The organism is Mycobacterium bulgaricum, from assembly GCF_041287165.2.
In the GTDB taxonomy this organism is placed as follows: domain Bacteria; phylum Actinomycetota; class Actinomycetes; order Mycobacteriales; family Mycobacteriaceae; genus Mycobacterium; species Mycobacterium bulgaricum.
In genome coordinates, this window is the sequence record NZ_JBGGKV020000003.1 from 258,412 (window position 1) to 277,242 (window position 18,831).

General features: G+C 67.8%; 25 protein-coding genes. 15 read left to right on the plus strand and 10 right to left on the minus strand.

Features of this window, described 5'->3' with window-relative positions:
- Positions 1 to 6: 6 nt before the first annotated feature.
- The 6 genes from ACAG24_RS12195 (at position 7) to ACAG24_RS12220 (ending at position 4,919) form a co-directional block, all read left to right on the plus strand.
- Positions 7 to 693 carry a queuosine precursor transporter gene (locus tag ACAG24_RS12195; RefSeq protein WP_370473318.1) on the plus strand — a complete coding sequence of 229 codons (687 nt, stop codon included), beginning with the start codon at positions 7 to 9 and terminating at the stop codon, positions 691 to 693.
- A 101-nt stretch (positions 694 to 794) separates the two neighbouring features.
- On the plus strand, positions 795 to 1,469 hold the full coding sequence (locus tag ACAG24_RS12200) for a 5-oxoprolinase subunit B family protein (protein ID WP_370473319.1): 675 nt from the start codon (positions 795 to 797) through the stop codon (positions 1,467 to 1,469).
- Positions 1,466 to 2,368, plus strand: a complete 903-nt coding sequence (locus tag ACAG24_RS12205) for a 5-oxoprolinase/urea amidolyase family protein (protein ID WP_370473320.1) — start codon at positions 1,466 to 1,468, stop codon at positions 2,366 to 2,368. The genes ACAG24_RS12200 and ACAG24_RS12205 overlap by 4 nt, the downstream gene beginning before the upstream one ends.
- Before the next feature lie 32 nt (positions 2,369 to 2,400).
- Complete coding sequence (locus ACAG24_RS12210; RefSeq protein ID WP_370473321.1) at positions 2,401 to 2,943, plus strand: GNAT family N-acetyltransferase; 543 nt, start codon at positions 2,401 to 2,403, stop codon at positions 2,941 to 2,943.
- Positions 2,944 to 3,063: 120 nt separating this feature from the next.
- Entirely contained in the window at positions 3,064 to 4,206 is a 1,143-nt protein-coding gene (locus tag ACAG24_RS12215; protein ID WP_370473322.1) for a uroporphyrinogen-III synthase, read from the plus strand.
- Positions 4,203 to 4,919, plus strand: a complete 717-nt coding sequence (locus ACAG24_RS12220) for a sirohydrochlorin chelatase (protein ID WP_370473323.1) — start codon at positions 4,203 to 4,205, stop codon at positions 4,917 to 4,919. Before ACAG24_RS12215 ends, ACAG24_RS12220 begins: the two co-directional genes overlap by 4 nt.
- On the opposite strand, the gene fdxA is transcribed toward ACAG24_RS12220, so the two are convergent.
- The 3 genes from fdxA to nirB all read right to left on the minus strand — a co-directional run bounded on the left by fdxA (position 4,916) and on the right by nirB (position 8,322).
- Positions 4,916 to 5,269: a ferredoxin gene (fdxA, locus tag ACAG24_RS12225; RefSeq protein ID WP_370473324.1), complete on the minus strand. Its 354-nt coding sequence runs from the start codon at positions 5,267 to 5,269 to the stop codon at positions 4,916 to 4,918. The genes ACAG24_RS12220 and fdxA overlap by 4 nt on opposite strands.
- 128 nt (positions 5,270 to 5,397) lie before the next feature.
- On the minus strand, positions 5,398 to 5,757 hold the full coding sequence (gene nirD, locus ACAG24_RS12230) for a nitrite reductase small subunit NirD (protein ID WP_370473325.1): 360 nt from the start codon (positions 5,755 to 5,757) through the stop codon (positions 5,398 to 5,400).
- Positions 5,758 to 5,763: 6 nt separating this feature from the next.
- Complete coding sequence (gene nirB / locus ACAG24_RS12235; protein ID WP_370473326.1) at positions 5,764 to 8,322, minus strand: nitrite reductase large subunit NirB; 2,559 nt, start codon at positions 8,320 to 8,322, stop codon at positions 5,764 to 5,766.
- A gap of 288 nt (positions 8,323 to 8,610) precedes the next feature.
- On the opposite strand from nirB, the gene ACAG24_RS12240 reads away from it, so the two are divergent.
- Positions 8,611 to 9,675 (plus strand): GGDEF domain-containing protein, encoded by a 1,065-nt coding sequence (locus tag ACAG24_RS12240; protein ID WP_370473327.1) that lies wholly within the window; start codon positions 8,611 to 8,613, stop codon positions 9,673 to 9,675.
- 4 nt (positions 9,676 to 9,679) lie between these two features.
- On the opposite strand, the gene ACAG24_RS12245 is transcribed toward ACAG24_RS12240, so the two are convergent.
- From ACAG24_RS12245 to ACAG24_RS12260, 4 genes are read right to left on the minus strand one after another with little or no spacing between them, the layout of a single operon-like run.
- Positions 9,680 to 10,243 (minus strand): hypothetical protein, encoded by a 564-nt coding sequence (locus ACAG24_RS12245; RefSeq protein ID WP_370473328.1) that lies wholly within the window; start codon positions 10,241 to 10,243, stop codon positions 9,680 to 9,682.
- Positions 10,244 to 10,245: 2 nt separating this feature from the next.
- Positions 10,246 to 10,782, minus strand: a complete 537-nt coding sequence (locus ACAG24_RS12250; protein WP_370473329.1) for a DUF6286 domain-containing protein — start codon at positions 10,780 to 10,782, stop codon at positions 10,246 to 10,248.
- A complete protein-coding gene (locus ACAG24_RS12255; RefSeq protein ID WP_370473330.1) occupies positions 10,779 to 11,153 on the minus strand; it encodes an Asp23/Gls24 family envelope stress response protein in 375 nt (124 codons plus the stop codon). The genes ACAG24_RS12250 and ACAG24_RS12255 overlap by 4 nt, the downstream gene beginning before the upstream one ends.
- Positions 11,146 to 11,325 carry a hypothetical protein gene (locus tag ACAG24_RS12260; protein WP_370473331.1) on the minus strand — a complete coding sequence of 60 codons (180 nt, stop codon included), beginning with the start codon at positions 11,323 to 11,325 and terminating at the stop codon, positions 11,146 to 11,148. The genes ACAG24_RS12255 and ACAG24_RS12260 overlap by 8 nt, the downstream gene beginning before the upstream one ends.
- A 78-nt stretch (positions 11,326 to 11,403) precedes the next feature.
- Here ACAG24_RS12260 and ACAG24_RS12265 point away from each other — a divergent pair, with 78 nt between their 5' ends.
- Positions 11,404 to 11,535, plus strand: coding sequence for a hypothetical protein (locus tag ACAG24_RS12265; RefSeq protein WP_370473332.1), 132 nt, complete (start codon positions 11,404 to 11,406; stop codon positions 11,533 to 11,535).
- A gap of 49 nt (positions 11,536 to 11,584) precedes the next feature.
- Here ACAG24_RS12265 and ACAG24_RS12270 read toward each other — a convergent pair whose 3' ends face one another.
- Together ACAG24_RS12270 and ACAG24_RS12275 are read right to left on the minus strand one after the other, a co-directional pair.
- Complete coding sequence (locus ACAG24_RS12270) at positions 11,585 to 11,899, minus strand: Asp23/Gls24 family envelope stress response protein (RefSeq protein WP_370473333.1); 315 nt, start codon at positions 11,897 to 11,899, stop codon at positions 11,585 to 11,587.
- Positions 11,899 to 12,363 carry an Asp23/Gls24 family envelope stress response protein gene (locus ACAG24_RS12275; RefSeq protein WP_370473334.1) on the minus strand — a complete coding sequence of 155 codons (465 nt, stop codon included), beginning with the start codon at positions 12,361 to 12,363 and terminating at the stop codon, positions 11,899 to 11,901. Before ACAG24_RS12275 ends, ACAG24_RS12270 begins: the two co-directional genes overlap by 1 nt.
- 141 nt (positions 12,364 to 12,504) lie before the next feature.
- On the opposite strand from ACAG24_RS12275, the gene ACAG24_RS12280 reads away from it, so the two are divergent.
- From ACAG24_RS12280 to ACAG24_RS12290, 3 genes are read left to right on the plus strand one after another with little or no spacing between them, the layout of a single operon-like run.
- Positions 12,505 to 12,939, plus strand: coding sequence for a universal stress protein (locus ACAG24_RS12280; RefSeq protein WP_370473335.1), 435 nt, complete (start codon positions 12,505 to 12,507; stop codon positions 12,937 to 12,939).
- The gene (locus ACAG24_RS12285) at positions 12,936 to 13,520 is read left to right on the plus strand and encodes an RNA polymerase sigma factor (protein WP_370473336.1); all 585 of its coding nucleotides are present in this window, start codon (positions 12,936 to 12,938) and stop codon (positions 13,518 to 13,520) included. Before ACAG24_RS12280 ends, ACAG24_RS12285 begins: the two co-directional genes overlap by 4 nt.
- Positions 13,511 to 13,942: a hypothetical protein gene (locus tag ACAG24_RS12290; protein WP_370473337.1), complete on the plus strand. Its 432-nt coding sequence runs from the start codon at positions 13,511 to 13,513 to the stop codon at positions 13,940 to 13,942. The genes ACAG24_RS12285 and ACAG24_RS12290 overlap by 10 nt, the downstream gene beginning before the upstream one ends.
- 4 nt (positions 13,943 to 13,946) lie before the next feature.
- Here ACAG24_RS12290 and ACAG24_RS12295 read toward each other — a convergent pair whose 3' ends face one another.
- Entirely contained in the window at positions 13,947 to 14,708 is a 762-nt protein-coding gene (locus tag ACAG24_RS12295) for an isocitrate lyase/PEP mutase family protein (protein ID WP_370473338.1), read from the minus strand.
- A 112-nt stretch (positions 14,709 to 14,820) separates the two neighbouring features.
- Between ACAG24_RS12295 and ACAG24_RS12300 the strand changes: the two genes are divergently transcribed.
- The 4 genes from ACAG24_RS12300 to ACAG24_RS12315 all read left to right on the plus strand — a co-directional run bounded on the left by ACAG24_RS12300 (position 14,821) and on the right by ACAG24_RS12315 (position 18,768).
- Positions 14,821 to 15,123, plus strand: coding sequence for an Rv0250c family protein (locus ACAG24_RS12300; RefSeq protein WP_370473339.1), 303 nt, complete (start codon positions 14,821 to 14,823; stop codon positions 15,121 to 15,123).
- A gap of 70 nt (positions 15,124 to 15,193) precedes the next feature.
- Positions 15,194 to 16,015, plus strand: a complete 822-nt coding sequence (gene sdhC / locus ACAG24_RS12305; RefSeq protein ID WP_370473340.1) for a succinate dehydrogenase subunit SdhC — start codon at positions 15,194 to 15,196, stop codon at positions 16,013 to 16,015.
- Between the two features lie 58 nt (positions 16,016 to 16,073).
- A complete protein-coding gene (locus ACAG24_RS12310; RefSeq protein WP_370473341.1) occupies positions 16,074 to 18,008 on the plus strand; it encodes a fumarate reductase/succinate dehydrogenase flavoprotein subunit in 1,935 nt (644 codons plus the stop codon).
- Positions 18,009 to 18,012: 4 nt separating this feature from the next.
- The gene (locus ACAG24_RS12315) at positions 18,013 to 18,768 is read left to right on the plus strand and encodes a succinate dehydrogenase/fumarate reductase iron-sulfur subunit (RefSeq protein ID WP_370473342.1); all 756 of its coding nucleotides are present in this window, start codon (positions 18,013 to 18,015) and stop codon (positions 18,766 to 18,768) included.
- Positions 18,769 to 18,831: the final 63 nt, after the last annotated feature.

Below are 18,831 nucleotides of genomic sequence, written 5' to 3' on the forward strand. Positions count from 1 at the left end.
GGGTCGGTGACTGACCCGACCGCCGACCAGAACGTCTCCTTCGCGCGCGTGGGATCGACCTACTATCCGGTCCTCGTCGCCGTGTTCACGGCGCTGGTGATCATCTCCAATTTGACCGCGACCAAAGGCGTGGAGTTCGGGCCGATCATCACCGACGGCGGCTTCATCGTGTTCCCGCTGACCTATGTGATCGGCGATGTGCTCTCCGAGGTGTACGGGTTCAAGGCGGCGAGGCGGGCCATCTACACCGGCTTTGCGATGAATATCCTTGCCGCGCTCGCGCTCTGGGTCACCATCTATCTGCCCGCCGCCGACTTCTACGAAAACCAGGAACACTTCGAGAACATCGCGCATTCGTACACGGGGTTGATCATCGCCGGCCTCGCGGGGTTCATCGTCGGGCAGACGCTCAACGCGTGGTCGCTGGTGCTGATCAAGGAACGCACCAAGGAGAAGCATCTGTGGGCGCGTCTGGTGGGGTCGACCTTCGTCGGGCAGCTGGGCGACACGGTGGTGTTCTGCGCGATCGCGGCAAGCGTCATCGGCATCACCTCGTTCGGTGACTTCGTCGCCTACACCGCGCAGGGCTGGCTGTACAAGACGGCCGTCGAGGTCGCGCTGCTGCCGATCACCTACCGGGTGATCGCCTTCATCAAGCGCCGCGAACCGACATACGAGCCGGCCGCCGTCTGAGCCTTCCCGGAATTGAGCCGTTCCTAAGGGCGCTCTGGCAAGGCTCACAGAGGTTTGCCGAGGGGGGAGACTTCTAAGCTACTCGGCGGTAGCTTTGGTGGATGAGCGTGACTGCAGAGGAGATCGACACAGTGCGCACCGGGGGCGTACGACGGATTCTGGATTACGGTGATCGAGCCCTGCTGCTCGAATTCGCAACCAACACAGAGGTTTTGGCGTGGACAGCCGCCGTGCGCGCAGCCGACCTCCTCGGCGTGGTGGACATCGTGCCCGCCGCAAGGACCATCCTGGTCAAGCTGGCGGGCAGCCGCTACCAGGAGCCGACCCGGCAGCGTCTCGGCGCCCTGCGACTGTCCGAACAGGCGGTGGCCGAGTCAGCCGCCCCGACGGAAGCCGACGTCGTCATCGACGTCGTCTATGACGGGGACGACCTCGACGAGGTGTCACGCCTGACCGGACTGAGCGCAGGAGAGGTCGTCGCCGCCCACACCGGGACGCTGTGGCGCGTCGGATTCAGCGGTTTCGCACCGGGTTTCGCGTACCTGGTCGGCGGGGACGAGCGCCTCGCCGTCCCGCGCCGGTCCGAGCCGCGCACCAAGGTACCCGTCGGCTCCGTCGGCCTGGCCGGCGAATTCAGTGGCGTCTATCCGCGGGAATCCCCCGGCGGCTGGCAACTGATCGGCCGCACCTCGGCGGTGCTGTGGGACGTCGACCGCGACCCACCGGCGCTGCTGGCGCCGGGCATGTGGGTCCGCTTCGAGGAGACGCGGTCATGAGCGGCGTCACGCTGGAGATCCTGCAGACCGGGCCGCTCGCCCTGGTCGAAGATCTCGGCCGGGCGGGCCTCTCCCACATCGGCGTGACCCGCTCGGGCGCGGCCGACCGCCGCGCCCACACCCTGGCCAACCGCCTCGTCGCCAACCCCGACGACCGTGCCACCGTCGAGATCACGCTCGGCGGTTTCACCGCGCGTGTGCATGGCGGCAACGGCGAAGGCGTGGCGATCGCCGTCACAGGCGCTGATGCCGACCCCGCCGTCGACGGAATTCCGTTCGGCACCAACAGTATTCATCACGCCCACGACGGTGAGGTGATCTCGCTTGGTCCACCGAGATCCGGGTTGCGGTCGTATCTGGCGGTGCGCGGCGGCATCGACGTCGACCCGGTGCTCGGATCGCGCAGCTATGACGTGATGTCGGCGATCGGGCCGCTGCCACTGCAGCGCGGCGACGTCCTTCCCGTCGGTGTCCACACCGACGACTTCCCCGAACTGGACCAGGCACCGGTGGCGGCGATCGTCGACGCGCCGCTCGAGCTCAAGGTGGTACCGGGCCCGCGCGACGACTGGTTCGTCGACCCCGACGTGCTCGTGCGCACCAACTGGCAGGTCACCAACCGCAGCGACCGCGTCGGCATGCGACTAGTCGGCATGCCTCTGGAGTACCGCTGGCCGGACCGCCAGCTGCCCAGCGAAGGCGCCACCCGGGGAGCGATCCAGGTCCCGCCCAACGGCTTCCCGGTGATCCTCGGCCCCGACCACCCCGTAACCGGCGGCTACCCCGTGATCGGAGTGGTCACCGACGACGACGTCGACAAGATCGCGCAGGCCCGGCCGGGACAGACGGTGCGGCTGCACTGGTCGCGGCCGAGGCGCCCGTTCAAGGGCGAGCAGTGACGAATCCCGCGTATCGCTGGTAGACACAGGGTGTGCGCGCACGACTCGTTCACACCTCCGATCTCGACGACGAGACCCGCGAGGATGCCCACCGGATGGTCGTCGACGCGTTCGACGGCGACTTCGACGACGACGACTGGGAGCACGCCCTCGGTGGGATGCATGCGCTGATCTGCCAGCGCGGTGAGGTGATCGGGCACGCGGCCGTCGTGCAGCGCAGGCTCTACTACGGCGACGTCGCGTTGCGGTGCGGCTACGTCGAGGGCGTCGCGGTCGCCGAGGAGCACCGCGGGCGGGGCCTCGGCGGGGTGTTGATGGACGCCGTCGAGCAGGTGGTCCGCGGCGGCTACCACCTCGGAGCCCTGGGTGCCAGCGAGCTCGGCGAGCCGCTCTACACGAGCCGCGGCTGGATCCAGTGGAAAGGACCGACCGCGGTGCTGGCGCCGGGTGGGCTGGTGCCCACCCCCGACGACGACGGCGGAGTGTTCGTACTGGTGGGCGAGCTTCCCGCGTCGGTGACATTGGATCCGGCCACCGGGATTGCCTGCGACTGGCGCAACGGCGACGTCTGGTGAACTGATCTCACAAGCACAGCCGGGCCGCGGTGAACGGAATTTCACCCCGTGAGCGGGGGTGACACAGCTGCGCAACGGTCGCTTAATCGTGCCGAAACACGGCATGCATAGACATTGGGCATGAGTGAGCCGGACTGGGCGCCGCTCACCGGATTCCGGGTTGCGGTCACATCCGCGCGGCGCGCTGACGAACTGAGTGCGCTGCTGCGTCGCCGCGGCGCGACGGTCAGCAGCGCCGCAGCGATCGAGATGGTCCCGCTGCCCGACGACGACGAGCTGCGTGAGCGCACGCAGTCCCTGATCGACACCCCTCCCGACATCGTCATCGCCACCACAGGCATCGGATTCCGTGGATGGGTCGCGGCGGCCGACGGTTGGGGAATGGCGACCGAGCTGACCGCCGCCCTCGGCAAGGCTCGGATCGTGTCCCGCGGCCCGAAGGCCACCGGCGCGCTGCGTGCGGCCGGCCTGCCCGAGGAATGGTCGCCGGAGTCGGAATCCTCTCGCGAGGTGTTGCAGTACCTCGTCGAAGGCGGCATCTCCGGAACCCGCATCGCGGTGCAGCTACACGGCGCCACCGCGGACTGGGACCCGTTCCCCGAGTTCCTCGACGAGTTACGTTCCGCAGGAGCCGAAGTCGTCCCGATTCGGGTGTACCGCTGGCATCCCGCGCCGCGCAACGGCGAGTTCGACGCGCTGGTGGCCGGCATCGCCGAGGAGAAATTCGACGCGGTCAGTTTCACGTCCGCGCCCGCGGTCGCCTCCGTGCTGATGCGTGCCACGGAAATGGGCATCGAGGCGGAAGTGTTGTCGGCGTTGCGCAATGGCGTCCACGCGATGTGCGTCGGGCCGGTCACCGCCAGGCCGCTGGTCCGGCTCGGGGTGCCGACGTCGGCGCCCGAGCGGATGCGGTTGGGTGCGCTGGCCCGCCACATCACCGACGAGCTTCCGCTGCTGCAGGCCCGCACCGTCCGGGTCGCCGGCCATCTGCTGGAGATCCGCGGCAACTGCGTGCTCGTCGACGGCACGGTGAAGGCGCTGTCCCCCGCGGCGATGGCGACGATGCGGGCACTGGCGCTGCGGCCGGGCGCGGTGGTGTCGCGGACGGACCTGCTGCGGGCGCTTCCCGGCTGCGGCACCGACACCCACGCCGTGGAGACAGCGGTGTTGCGGCTGCGGACGGCGTTGGGCGACAAGAAGATGGTCGCCACCGTCGTCAAGCGCGGCTACCGGCTCCCGGTCGACGAGGCGTTCGCGTCATGAGCCTGATCCTGGTGGCACACGGCACGCGCAAGCAGAGCGGGGTGTCGCTGATCGGCGACATTGCCACACAGGTGTCTTCGGCGCTGGAGCGTCCCGTGCGCGTCGCGTTCGTCGACGTCCTCGGACCGACGCCGTCGGAGTTGTTGGGCGAGACCCCCGACCGCCCGGCCGTGCTGGTACCGGCGTTTCTGTCGCGGGGCTACCACGTCAGCCGAGACATCCCGTCACACGTCGCGGCGAGCGGCCATCACGACGTCACCGTCGCCCGCGCTCTGGGTCCGGACCCAGCGCTGGTCCGCGTCCTGGTCGACCGGTTGATCGAAAGCGGCTGGCGACCCGACGATTCGGTGATCCTCGCTGCGGCGGGCACGTCGGACCCGGCGGCGATGCGGGACCTGCACACCACCGCGACGTGGCTGTCGGCGACCATCGGCTCGCGGGTCGAGTTGGCTTTCGCCGCCACCGGGGAACCTCGGGTCGCCGACGCGGTGACCGGGGTGCGACGTCGCGGACGCCGCGTTGTGGTCGCCTCATACCTGTTGTCCGAGGGCCTCTTTCAGGACCGCCTACGCGACAGTGGCGCCGACCTGGTCACCGACCCGCTGGGAACGCACCCCGGCGTGACGCGGCTGATCGCCAACCGCTTCCAGCGCGCCTGTGCCGCGCTGGCCCCGTGGCGACCGGTCGTCGCCGCGCTGTCGGCGAGGGGCTAGGGGTGCGGCGTCGTTGACGCGGGCAGGGCGGCCACCAGCGGAGTGTCCACGCCCACGCGGCCGACCCGCAGTGCCCCGCCGGGATCGCCGAGCGGCTCGTCGCGGCCGGGCAGCGTCAGGCTGAAGAACTCGGCGTTGTCGGCCATGAACGCCATCTCCTCGTCGGGGAGATCGGTCTCGTAGTAGATCGCGTCCACCCGGCACGCGATGCGGCAGGCGCCGCAGTCCACACACTCGTTGGGGTTGATGTACATGGCGCGGTCGCCCTCGTAGATGCAGTCCGCCGGGCACTCCGCCACACAGGACTTGTCGACGATGTCCACGCACGCGCTGCCGATCACGTAGGTCATACGGTCAACGGTATTGCCCACTCCGGCTGTCCACAGGGGCCTAAAGTCCTCACCTCGTAGCCGCGAAATATCATTCCGGGTCGCGGTCAGCGTCGGATCCGCAGCCCGGAATGATATTTCGCGGGGAGTTAGGAGCCGACCTGGACGTCGCCGTCGGGAGTGATCCGTGTGGCGTAGACGGGCAGGGCGTGGTCGGGGTTGTCGAGGCAGCTGCCGTCGTCGAGGGCGAACGCCTGCTTCTTGATCGGCGACTGCACGGTCGCGCGGCCGGCGCGGTCACCCACGATGCCCCGCGACATCACCGCTGCCCCGGAGAAGGGGTCGATGTTGCCGACCGCGTGGAGGCTGCCGTCGTCGAGCCGGAAGAGCGCGGCCTGCTCACCGTCGGGCAGTAGAACTCCGACCCCCCGGTTGGGGATCAGGAAGTCGTAGCGGCATGCGGTCGTCCACACCCGGGTCTCGTTCACGGTCTCATTGAGCACAGTCATCGCGGGCTACCTTCCTACCTTCGGCATACCGATGGCCACAGGTGCCGGGACCTTGCGGCCGTCGTTCTCGGTGAACGTGATCGTCGGGTCGGGGACGTCGGGGGCGTTGACGAAAGACACGAACCGCGACAGCTTGTCGGGGTCCTCCAGCACGCCCTTCCACTCACAGGCATATCCGTCGACATGGCGGGCCATCGCCGCCTCGAACTCCTCGGCCAGCCCCAGGGAGTCGTCGCAGATCACCTCGCGCAGATGGTCCAGACCCCGCTCCTCGACCCACGGCGCTGTGCGCTGCAGACGGTCGGCGGTCCGGATGTAGAACATCAGGAACCGGTCGATGTAGCGCACCAGCGTCTCGTCATCGAGGTCGCCGGCGAGCAGCTCGGCGTGCCGTGGCGTCATGCCGCCGTTGCCGCCGATGTAGAGGTTCCAACCGTTCTCGGTGGCGATGACGCCGACGTCCTTGCCGCGCGCCTCCGCGCATTCGCGCGCACACCCCGAGACACCCATCTTGATCTTGTGCGGGGAACGCAGCCCGCGATAGCGCAACTCGAGGTTGATGGCCATCTGGACCGAATCCTGCTGGCCGTAGCGGCACCAATCACTGCCGACACAGCTCTTCACCGTGCGCAGTGACTTGCCGTACGCCTGACCGGATTCCATGCCGCCCTCGACGAGGCGGCGCCAGATCTCGGGCAGCTGATCCACCCGCGCCCCGAACATGTCGATGCGCTGGCCGCCGGTGATCTTGGTGTACAGCCCGAAGTCCTTCGCGATCTGCCCGATCAGGATCAGGTGTTCGGGCGTGATGTCGCCACCGGGCACCCGCGGCACCACCGAGTAGCTGCCGTTGCGCTGAATGTAGGCCAGGAAGTGATCGTTGGAGTCCTGCAGTGACGCCTGCTCGCCGTCGAGGATGTGCTCCGAGCTCGTCGACGCCAGGATCGAGGCGACGACGGGTTTGCAGATGTCGCAACCCTTTCCGGTGCCGAAGCGCTCGATCAGACCGGTGAACGTGCGGATCGAAGTAGCGCTGACGATCTCGAAAAGCTCAGCGCGTGAATGAGAGAAGTGCTCGCACAACGCCTTCGATTGTTCGACACCCTCGGATTCGAGCAACTGCTTGAGCAGAGGGATGCACGACCCGCAGGACGTGCCCGCCTTGGTGCACTGCTTCAATTGCGCGACGTCGCAGCAACCGGTGCCGATCGCGTCGGTGAGATCACCCTTGGTGACGTTGTTGCACGAGCAGATCTGCGCCGCCGACGGCAACGCGCCGATGCCCAAACCTGCGGAGCCCGAATCTGATCCGGCGGGGGCGATCAACGCCAGCGGGTCGCCCGGCAGCGTCTCGCCGACCATCGGCCGCAGGATGCCATAGGCGGATGCGTCGCCGACCAGGATGCCGCCCAGCAGGGTTTTGGCGTCGTCGGAGAGCACCAGCTTCGCGTACGTCTGGTTGACCGCGTCGTTGACGGCCACCTCGAGACAATCCGTGGTGGCGCCCATCGCATCGCCGAAGCTGGCGACGTCCACGCCGAGCAACTTCAGCTTGGTCGACATGTCGGCCTCGGGGAATTCGGCCGCGCCGCCCAGCAGGCGATCCGCCACCACCTCGGCGCTGGTGTATCCCGGGCCCACCAGTCCGTAGCATCGGCCCTCGATGGCGGCGACCTCGCCGATCGCGTAGATGTCGGGATCGCTTGTCACACAGGACAGATCCGTAAGCACGCCGCCGCGCTCGGCGATCTCCAGGCCTGCCTCGCGCGCCAGCTCGTCGCGGGGCCGGACACCCGCGGCGAACACGACGACACCGCAGTCGATAAACGACTCGTCGCTGAGCGTCACCCGCAACGAGTCGTCCTCGGCGGAGCGCTTGAGCGGCCGGTTACGCTGAGCCGGCTTGATCGACTCTGTGCCGACGTTGGTGTGCACGGTGATACCGAGCTCGCCGATCATCCTGCCCAGCAGGGTGCCGCCGGCTTCGTCGAGCTGCTGGGCCATCAGCCGCGGGGACCGCTCGACGACATGGGCGGTCAGTCCGAAACCGCGCAGCGCATTGGCGGCCTCCAGGCCGAGCAGTCCTCCGCCGATCACCACGCCCGCAGGCGCATCGCCGACGCTGCGAGCCCGCTGCGCGGCGGCGCGGATCGCGTCGAGGTCGTCGAGCGTCCGGTACACATGACAGCCGGGCAGGTCACGCCCGGGCACGGGCGGCACGAACGCGAACGAGCCCGTCGCCAACACCAGCGCGTCGTAGTCGAATCGGGTGCCGTCGTCGGTGGTGACCGACTTCGCGGCGGGGTCGAGCGCCACGACGCGACGGCCGAGCCGCACGTCCACCAGCTCGTCGCCGCTGTAGTCGTTGCCGGGCAGCGCCAGCAGCGCGCGATCCCAGTGGTCGGTGTAGCCGGTCAGCCCGACACGGTCGTAGGCCGCATCGAGTTCTTCGGCAAGAATCGTGACCCGCCAGCCATTCTCGGTGTCCCTGGACCGCAGCGCCTCGACGAACCGGTGACCGACCATGCCGTGGCCGACGACCACGACGTGCTTGTGTGAAGCCATGTCGCTCACGCTAGGGAGCTGATATTGCCTCGATGTCGCCTCGTGTGAAGGGCCCATCACGGTGTTCTCACGATCGCAGATCGTGACCTGTGAGACGGCGCGCCGCCGGCGAACGGCAGTCGTCGTCGGCGAGATCGGAGGGCTCTGCCGTCCCGCTGACGGGCTTGGCCACCGGGCTGGTCTTCTAGACTGACTCTAGATTGCTGTTCTGCCGCGAGAATATTTGTGATCTGTATAGTTGCCTAGGGTATGAATTAGCTGACAATCGTCGCGGCTGGGGGTAACCGCTTGACGTCGAGAGTTCGACGATGGTGGGACGAGCCGGACCACTTCGAGTGGGTCACCCAGTTCCTCCGCCAGCGCGGCTTTCTGCGCTCCACCCAGATCGTGATGGCCACCGTCTCGTCTTCGGCCTCGCTGGTCACGGTGAGTTTCGTGCTCGGACTGGGATGGCCGGCCGCGGCGCTGCTCGCCGTGGGCCTGATGGGGGCCCTGTTCACCCTCGGGATGACGGCGTTCTGGCTGTCGCGCTGGCCCACCCGCAGACAATCGGAGATCGCCGTCACCGCGGGCACACTGTTCGTCGCCATCTGGAGCGTCGCCCAGCCCAACACGTCCATCGCGGTGCTGGCCTGCACGGCGACCGCCGTCACCGGCGGCTACATCGCGTTCTTCCACAACACGCGGCTACTCCTGTTCAACTTCGCCGTGGCGATCGCGATCACGACCTCGGCGACGTGGCGGCTGGGCGCCGACACCGACATCGGCACCGCGGTTGCCGCGTTCTGGCTCGCCTGGTTCCCGAACGTGACGGTTCCGCTGGCGATCCGCAGCATCACCAAGGCCATGGGTGCCTACGCGGAGAAATCCGGCTCGGATCCGTTGACGGGGCTGCTCAACCGTCGCGGGTTCGCCGAGGCGATCACCCATCAACTCGGCGACGCACCACCTTCGGCGACGCACCTCGGGCTGGTCATGGTGGATCTCGACAACTTCAAGCTCGTCAACGACACGCACGGCCACGCCGCAGGCGACCGCGCGTTGAAGGCCGTCGCGGAGTTGCTTCGTGAGCGCTGCCCACCGGGTGCCGCCATTTGTCGAGCCGGCGGGGAGGAGTTCCTCGTCGCGATCGCCGCACCGCGAGGGGGAGTCGAATCCGTCGCCGGACAGCTGTGCCGCGCCATCGCCGAATTACCCCAGGACGTGACCGCCAGCGTCGGCACCTGCAGCATCGCGCTGGACCATCTGCGCGCCCGGGATGCCGATTCGCTGATCGACGAGCTGATCGCGTCGGCAGACACCGCGATGTACGTCGCGAAGCGCAACGGCGGCAACCGAGTCCAGTTCGGCTAGTTCGCTAGGCGACCGGACCCCTGCGATCGCGCGCCGTCACGCGGACGCGGGTGCGGACCGCCACCGTCTCGCCGAGCATGTGCGCGACGGTCGCGGCGATATCGTCCGCTGCGCGCACCGCGGGCTCCAGCGCGCGACGTGCCGCGACCGTCGCTGTCACTGTGATGGTCGGGGCACTGTTCTCCACGCTGGCACGGGCGCTCGCCTTGAGCACCACCGGATGCTGTGCCAGAACGTCGGCCGCCGCGGACGCGACAGACGCCGCGTCGGCGCTCAACGCGCCGTCGGTGCGCGCCTCGTCGGGAAGGCGCAGAACCCGCACGCGCGGTGTGCGCCGATGGCCCGACAGCCACCAGAGTCCGACGATGACGAGCGTGGCGCCGACTCCCCCGCAAGCCCACGGCCACCAGGACGCGTCGACATCTTTCAGGGGCGCGGCCAGCTGAACCGGCCCGCCTCCCGCGAGACGCCCTTGCCACCACATCACGGCTGCGACACCGGCGGCGACGAGCAGCAGACCGAGCACGAACACTGCGATGCGATCCAGAAGTACGGTTGCACGCGTCATGCTCACTCCCTTCCGGTCATGCGCACCCGGATGCGAGGCGCGCGCTGCAATGCTGCGAGTTCGGTTGTCGCGGCGCGGTTCACCGCATCCTGCAACTCCGCGTCCGCTGTTCCGGAGACCACGCAGCGAATGGTGAGCGTCCGCCGGGAAGCGGTTGAGCGTGCCGAGACGACACCGGGCACCACCTCTGCCGCTGCGCTGGCAATCCGTGCGATATCGGTCAGATCCACGTAGACGGCGGTCTGTGCGTTGGCCCGCAGTGCGCGGCGCCGTCGCGGCTTCAGCGCGACCACGACGAGCGCGATCCCTGCGATCCCCGCGGCGATTCCGGCGAACGGCGTCCACGGCATCGGAGTCGAGCCGCCCGCCGCCGTGACGGTGTCGGCGATCCAGGGAGCTCCGCCGATCCATCCGGCGGCGACGAGCGCTTCGCGGACGCCGAGCGCGCCGAGCGCGATCAGAAGCACCGCCGACGCTGCCCCGAGGAAGCTTGCGCCCGCGGGCGCGAGCGGTTGCGCACCTGCCCTCACCTGTGTCATTGCAGTGCCCTCTGTCGATCGCCGGGCTCAGGAGCGACGACGGAGCGGACGTGGACATCCACACCGTCGACGACGAGCCCGCTCAGTTCGGACAGTCCGCGCCCGACTCGGCGACGGACTTCGGCTGCGGTCGCCGGCAGCGGCTCCCCCCAGGCCACCGCCACCTCCACACTGGCGCGTACGTGGTCACCGGCGACGACGACGTCGACGCGGGGAAGCTCGCGCAGCGCCAGTTTCCCGATGCCCCGGCTGGAGCGGACGACACCGTCGACCTCCAGAGCTGACGCGAAAGCGACTGTCTCGACTGCCTTTTCGCGAATGGTCAAACTGCCGCGGGCACCCCGGTCATCGTCGCCGAACTGCTCAACCACGGCCCCGGCCCCGCAGGATGCTCATCGCGTCGAACTCGCCGTCGCGGTGGCCTCCGATCACGAAGCCGACGGCGCCGAGAACGAGCGCGAGCAGGAATCCGGTGAAGCCGCCCGCAGCCGCGGCCACCCCGAGAAGCAGACCGGCCAGCAGACCGGCGGTTGCGGTGGTCATGTGTGTCCTCCAGTGTCACTGTGTGTTCGAAAAGCGTTGGTGTGCAGCGTCGCAAAGCGACGTCGCCGAAATCTTCGGGTGAGGCGGCTCAGCGCGCGCAGCGTTCTGGTGCGCCGCGACACCGCGATGGTCGGCCGGGACGGTTGCCCCGGGTCGGAGGCCGCCAGGGCCGCCATCAGCGCGTCCACCGACCCGCCGGCATCGGGATGATGCCGGCGGATCGCCTCACGACGCGTACTCCGTCGCGCGGTGTCCGTCATCAGTCCGTGCCGGATTGCGGTTTCAGTGCCACCGCCTCGACGGTGACATCGACCGCGAAATCCGGGAATTCGGCGACGACGGCCGCACGTACCGCGGCGGCGGTATCTCGCACCGGTGTTCCGGTCCACGCCGTGATGTGCACGTCGATGGCGTCATCACCGATGCGGACACCCGCAACCTTTCGGCCCGCGAGATGGGTCGCGATCTCGCCGAACATTCCGGAGTGCAGATCGGCCACGCCGGGCACGGCCCGCACGATCTTGTCGATCGTGTCGACGGGTTCAGCCTGTTCGGCGGGTTCGACCGAGCCCACTACTCGACCCTGGCGAGTCGACTGTCTGCCGGTTCATCGGTCTCCTCGTCACCGACGTACACATCGTGCACGGTGATGTCGACCTCGACGACCTCAAGCCCCGTCATGCGCTCGATCGCCGCGATCACGTTGCGGCGGATACCCGCGGCGAGGTCGGCGATGGACACGCCGTATTCGGCGACGATGTCGATGTCGACCGCGGCCTGCTTCTCGCCGACCTCGACCGACACACCTTGGGCGTGGTTGACCGTCGCGCCGGGGATGCGCTCCCGCAGGGCTCCGACGGCGCGACTCGCGCTGCCGCCCAGGGCGTGGACGCCGTGCACCTCCCGTGCGGCCAAGCCGGCGATCTTCGACACCACGGTGTCGGCGATGCTCGTCTTCCCGTGCGTCGTGGTGAGCGGACCGGGCTGGGTCGCCACCACCGACGTCGCTGCCGAAGCAGTGCTCTGGGTGTTGCTCATCTCTGCTCCTCTCTCTGTCGTCACCACTGTTGGTCGGAGCCGAAAAGCGAAACCGAATGTGGCATCGCTGTGACCTCCCTCACCCCACTTCTTACTGTAAGTAAGAACAAGTGTTCACTCAAAGATGAGCGAGGAGTTCCCATGCCCAGCTACCGCCTGATCGTCGTCGGAACCGACGGATCGGACACCTCACTGCGCGCCGTCGACAAAGCGGCCGCCCTGGCGGCCGAGTCCGGCGCCAAGCTCGTCGTCGCCTCCGCTCACACCCCGCAGCGCGACGCGGCCGGCCCGGACCCAGATCAGCCGCGCCATCAGCGCGACACCCCGGTGTCCGATCTGCTCGCCGACGCCGCCGACCGCGCCAAGAGTGCAGGCGCACACGACGTCGACGTCCGCGCCCTGGAGGGAGCACCCGCCGACGCGTTGGTCGACCTCGCCGAGGAACTGGGCGCCGATCTGCTCGTCGTGGGCAGCGTTGGACAGAACTCTGTGGTCGGTCGCCTCGTCGGCTCCGTGCCCCGCCTCGTGAAGCGGCGCGCCAAGACCGAGGTGCTGGTCGTCGAGACGTCCGGGTGACGATCGATCCGGAAGACATCGATCCGGAAGACGAAGCAGACGGGCCCGCCGATTCCGAACTGGCAGCAGCGGCGCGCGCCGGTGACCGCGCCGCGTTCGAGGTGCTGGTCAGACGGCACGGCCCGGCGTTGCACCGCTATGCACGAAGGATGACGCGCGACGACGTCGCGGTGCAGGACATCGTGCAGGAGACCTTCGTGGCCGCATGGCGACAGATCGAGCGTTTCCGGGGCGAATCCAGCCCCAAGACCTGGTTTTTCGCCATCTGCGCCCGCAAGGTGGCCGACTCGCACCGGGTCAAACGTGCTCAGCCGCTCGACGACCGGCTCCTGGAGCCCGCGGACACGTCGGCGCTGTCGGACCCGTTCGCCGCGGCGGCCAACACCGAGTTCCTCGCTGCGCTCGAATCGGCGCTCGGCGAATTGCCGCCCCGTCAACGCGCCGTCTGGGTGCTGCGCGAGGTGGAGGAATTGACCTTCGTTGCGATCGGCGAGATCCTGAGCCTGAGCCCTGACGGCGCGCGGGGACATCATCACCGCGCCCGGACAACCCTCCAGCAAAGGCTGCAGCGATGGCGATAGGCGACTACGACGTGCTCGCGCGCGCGTCCCGCATTCTGCGGGCTGCGCCGGAGCCGGGGTGGGAAGCGATCGAGCAGTCCGTCATCGAAGCCGTCCGGCGGACGCCGCGCGCTGGCTGGCCGATCGCCGTCGCCGATCCCGACCCGGGGTCGGCTCCGGGACGCATCCGCGTCACCGACCTCGCCGTACGCACGCTGATCGCGCACCAGCTGGCCACCGACCCGGACCTGGCGCTCGTCGACATCGAGGTGGTGCTCGACGGCGAAACGCTGCAGTCGGTGCGCATCGAGGTCAGCGGTCGCTTCGGCAGCGAGCTGGCCCTCGCGGCCGAACGGGTCCGCGCACACGTCGCGTCCGTCGTCGCAGAGGCGACGGGTCACGACGGCGACGTCGCCGTCGTCGTGACCGACGTTCACCGCTGAACCGCTACCCCCAGCGCGCCAGGATCTCCTTCGACCGTTCGGCCAGCGCCGCCTGCCAGAACGGCCCGAAGCTGATCCGCGCCACCCCGAGCGGTCCGTAGGACGCCGGATCCGACTGATCGGGGCGGGCGATCGCGTTGACGGGCAGCGGCAGCTCGGAGGTCAGGCGCTTCATGACTTCCGGCGGATGAACACCGACCGGGTAGAGCACGTCGGCCCCGGCTTCGGCGGCTTCCTTCAGTCTGGCGATCGCCCGGTCCACCCGGTCGCTCTCATCGCCGTCCTGGCGCAGGAACAGGTCCGTTCTGGCGTTGACCACCACCCTGACCCCCGCCGCGTCGGCCGCAGCGCGCAACCCGCCGACGAGTTCGGCCTGTTCTGCTGAGGACCGCAGCCGGCCTCCCTCGCTGTGCACGGTGTCTTCGATGTTCAGCCCGACCGCTCCGACCGACAGCAGACCTTCGATCAGACGGCCCGGTGTCTCGGCGTATCCGGATTCGATGTCGACCGACAGCGGAACGTCCACCGCGGCGGTGATCTGACCGACGCGGGTGAGGACGTCGTCGAACGTCATTCCCTCGTTGTCGGGTTTGCCCACCGAGTCGGCGACCGGATGGCTGCCCACGGTCAGCGCGGTGAACCCGGCGTTCACCGCGAGGTTGGCCGACCACGCATCCCACACGGTCGGCAGCACCACCGGGTTACCGGGCTGGTGCAACGCCAGCAATGCCTCGGCACGAGCCTTCAGATCCGCGTTCGTCGCCATCTGTCCTCCGCTTCCTCGCTCAAAGTGATTTGTCTCACGCCGAACACCGGTGATTTAGCTAGCATCGGTTGCGTACTGTGATCCATGACACCCTTCAGCCCAAGGAGGTCGCTTGTCCGCCACCAGCACCACCGAACTCGCCCAGCTTCACGACCTGATCGGAAGCCTCAGGCGTTGCGTCACGTCGCTCGCGTCGCGATACGGAGACAGCCCTGCCACCCGTCGCATCGTCAACGACGCCGAACGCATTCTCAACGATATCGATCGTCTCGACATCGATGCGGAGGAGCTGGAGCTCGCCCGTGGTGTCAGCCGGCACCATCACGTCGCCGAGCGCATCCCGATTCCGGACACGCAGTACGACACCGATTTCTGGCGCGGTGTCGACGACGAGGGTCTCGGCGGCACGCGCTGAGATTGCGTGCCCCTCTTCTCCCAGAAGAGGCGGCACCCCTCGGGGGACATAACTTCATCGAAAGGCAACTGTGAGCGCACCCACCGCCGACCGCAAAGCGAGCGGCGTCTTCTCGCCTGGACGGGCCCGGATCACGCAGCGGACGCTGCGCACGGACAACTGGCTCAAGTCCCCCATCCTGACGAACCTCGGCTTCGCCGCGTTCATCATCTACGCGACGGTGCGCGCGTTCATGCAGAACAACTACTACGTCGAGCAGTACGGCTACCTCACGCCGTTCTACTCGCCGTGCATCAGTACCGGGTGCGTTCCCGAGGCGAGTCACTTCGGCCAGTTCCTGCCTGACGTCTGGTGGCTGCCCTACGCGGCGCTGTCCCTGCCGTTCCTGCTGCTGTTCCGGCTGACCTGCTACTACTACCGCGGCGCGTACTACCGCACGGTGTGGCAGTCGCCGACCGCGTGCGCGGTGGCAGAGCCTCGGGTGCACTACACCGGCGAAACCAAGTTCCCGCTGATCGTGCAGAACACGCACCGGTACTTCTTCTACATCGCCGCGATCATCTCGGTGATCAACACCTACGACGCGATCATCGCGTTCCACAAGCCCGACGGCGGCTTCGGACTCGGCCTGGGCAACCTGATCCTGGTCACCAACGTGATTCTGCTGTGGACCTACACGATCTCGTGCCACTCCTGCAGGCACGTGGCAGGCGGCCGCCTCAAGCACTTCTCGAAACACCCTGTCCGGTACTGGCTGTGGACCCAGATCAGCAAGCTCAACGTGCGGCACAAGCAGTACGCCTGGATCACGCTGGGCACGTTGATGCTGACCGACTTCTACGTGATGGCCCTGGCGGCCGGCTGGTTCCCGGATCTGCGCATCATCGGATGACGCCCGCCGCCACCTCCCCTGATTCTTCTGCTCACAGATCGATACGAATGAGGTTTTCATGACTCCCGAAACCGACGACCGCCACGTGGAAAGGCACGAGTACGACGTCGTCGTGATCGGCGCCGGCGGCGCTGGACTACGCGCAGTGATCGAGGCCCGGGAACGCGGCCTGCGCGTCGCGGTGGTGACGAAGTCGCTGTTCGGCAAGGCCCACACCGTGATGGCCGAGGGCGGGTGCGCGGCCGCCATGCGCAACGTGAACACCAAGGACTCCTGGCAGGTGCACTTCGGTGACACGATGCGCGGTGGCAAATTCCTGAACAACTGGCGGATGGCCGAACTGCACGCCCAGGAAGCACCCGACCGGGTGTGGGAGCTGGAAACCTACGGTGCGCTGTTCGACCGGACCAAGGACGGCCGCATCAGCCAGCGCAACTTCGGCGGACACACCTATCCGCGGCTCGCCCATGTCGGTGACCGCACCGGGCTGGAGATCATCCGGACCCTGCAGCAGAAGATCGTCTCGCTGCAGCAGGAGGACAAGGCCGAGCTCGGCGACTACGAGGCCCGCATCCGCGTGTTCCACGAGGTGGCCATCACCGAGTTGATCAAAGACGGCGACCGGATCGCGGGGGCGTTCGGGTACTACCGGGAGACCGGCGAGTTCGTGCTGTTCGAGGCACCGGCGGTGGTGCTGGCCACCGGCGGTATCGGCAAGTCCTACAAGGTGTCCTCGAATTCGTGGGAGTACACCGGCGACGGTCACGCACTCGCGCTGCGTGCCGGCTCGGCGCTGATCAACATGGAGTTCATCCAGTTCCACCCCACGGGCATGGTCTGGCCGCTGTCGGTGAAGGGCATCCTGGTCACCGAGGGCGTGCGCGGCGACGGCGGGGTGCTGAAGAACTCCGAGGGCAAGCGCTTCATGTTCGACTACATCCCCGACGTCTTCAAAGGCCAGTACGCGGAGACCGAGGAAGAAGCCGACCAGTGGCTCAAGGACAACGACTCTGCGCGGCGCACTCCTGACCTGCTCCCCCGCGACGAGGTCGCGCGCGCGATCAACACCGAGGTCAAGGAGGGTCGGGGCACCCCCCACGGCGGTGTCTACCTCGACATCGCATCGCGCATGTCGGCCGAGGAGATCAAGCGCCGGCTGCCGTCGATGTATCACCAGTTCATCGAGCTGGCCGAGGTCGACATCACCACCGACGAAATGGAAGTCGGTCCGACCTGCCACTACGTGATGGGCGGAATCGAGGTCGATCCCGACACCGCGGCCGCTGCGACACCGGGACTGTTCGCCGCAGGCGAATGCGCGGGCGGCATGCACGGCTCCAACCGCCTCGGCGGCAACTCGCTGTCCGATCTGTTGGTGTTCGGCCGCCGCGCCGGCCTCGGAGCGTCGGACTACGTGCGGGCCCTCTCGGACCGGCCGTCGGTCAGCGACGGCGCAGTCGACGAGGCCCTCACGATGGCGCTCGCGCCGTTCGACGGGCCGGGCGGCGAAGAGGCGACCGAGAACCCGTACACACTGCAGCTCGACATGCAGGACACGATGAACAACCTCGTCGGCATCATCCGGAAGTCCGACGAGATGCAGGAAGCGCTCGACAAGCTGCAGGAGCTGCGGCAGCGGTACAAGATGGTCAAGGTCGAGGGCGACCGGAAGTTCAACCCCGGCTGGCACCTTGCCATGGACCTGCGCAACATGCTGCTGGTCAGCGAGTCCGTCGCGAAATCGGCGATCACCCGCACCGAGAGCCGTGGCGGCCACACCCGCGACGACTACCCGCAGATGGACGCCGACTGGCGCAACGCGCTGCTGGTGTGCCGTTCCGAGGGTGACGACCCCGTGGTGCCCGACGTCAGCGTGGACAAGCAACGGCAGGTGCCGATGCGGCCGGACCTGCTCGAGTGTTTCGAGCTGTCCGAACTCGAGAAGTACTACACCAACGACGAACTCGTCGAACACCCGCAACGGAAGGGCTGAGACCGTGGCTGCGTACAACGCGAAGATGCGGGTCTGGCGGGGCGACGCCAGCGGCGGCGAACTGAAGGACTACACCGTCGAGGTCAACGACGGCGAGGTGGTGCTCGACATCATCCACCGGCTGCAGCAGACCCAGACCGGGGATTTGGCCGTGCGGTGGAACTGCAAGGCCGGCAAGTGCGGCTCGTGCTCGGTGGAGATCAACGGCCGCCCGCGGCTGGCGTGCATGACCCGGATGTCGACCTTCGGCGAGGACGAGGTGGTCACCGTCACCCCCCTGCGGACGTTCCCGGTGATGCGCGATCTGGTCACCGACGTGTCGTTCAACTACGAGAAGGCAAGGGAGATACCGGCTTTCCGGCCGCCCAAAGATCTGCAGCCCGGCGAGTACCGGATGGCGCAGGAAGACGTCAACCGGTCGCAGGAATTCCGCAAGTGCATCGAGTGCTTCCTGTGCCAGAACGTCTGCCACGTTGTGCGTGACCATGAGGAGAACAAGCTTGCGTTCTCCGGCCCGCGCTTCCTGATGCGGCAGGCCGAATTGGACATGCATCCGCTGGACACTCACGGCCACCGGGCCGAGGAGGCGCAGGATGACAACGGGCTCGGCTACTGCAACATCACCAAGTGCTGCACCGAGGTCTGTCCCGAGCACATCAAGATCACCGACAACGCGCTGATCCCGATGAAAGAGCGGGCCGCCGATCGCAAGTACGACCCGGTGGTGTGGTTGGGCAACAAGCTGTTTCGGCGGAAGTGACCGAGGAGCTCGAGGGGTCCCGCGCCGTCGTCCGCTCTCCGAACACGGAGAACAGCTACGCCG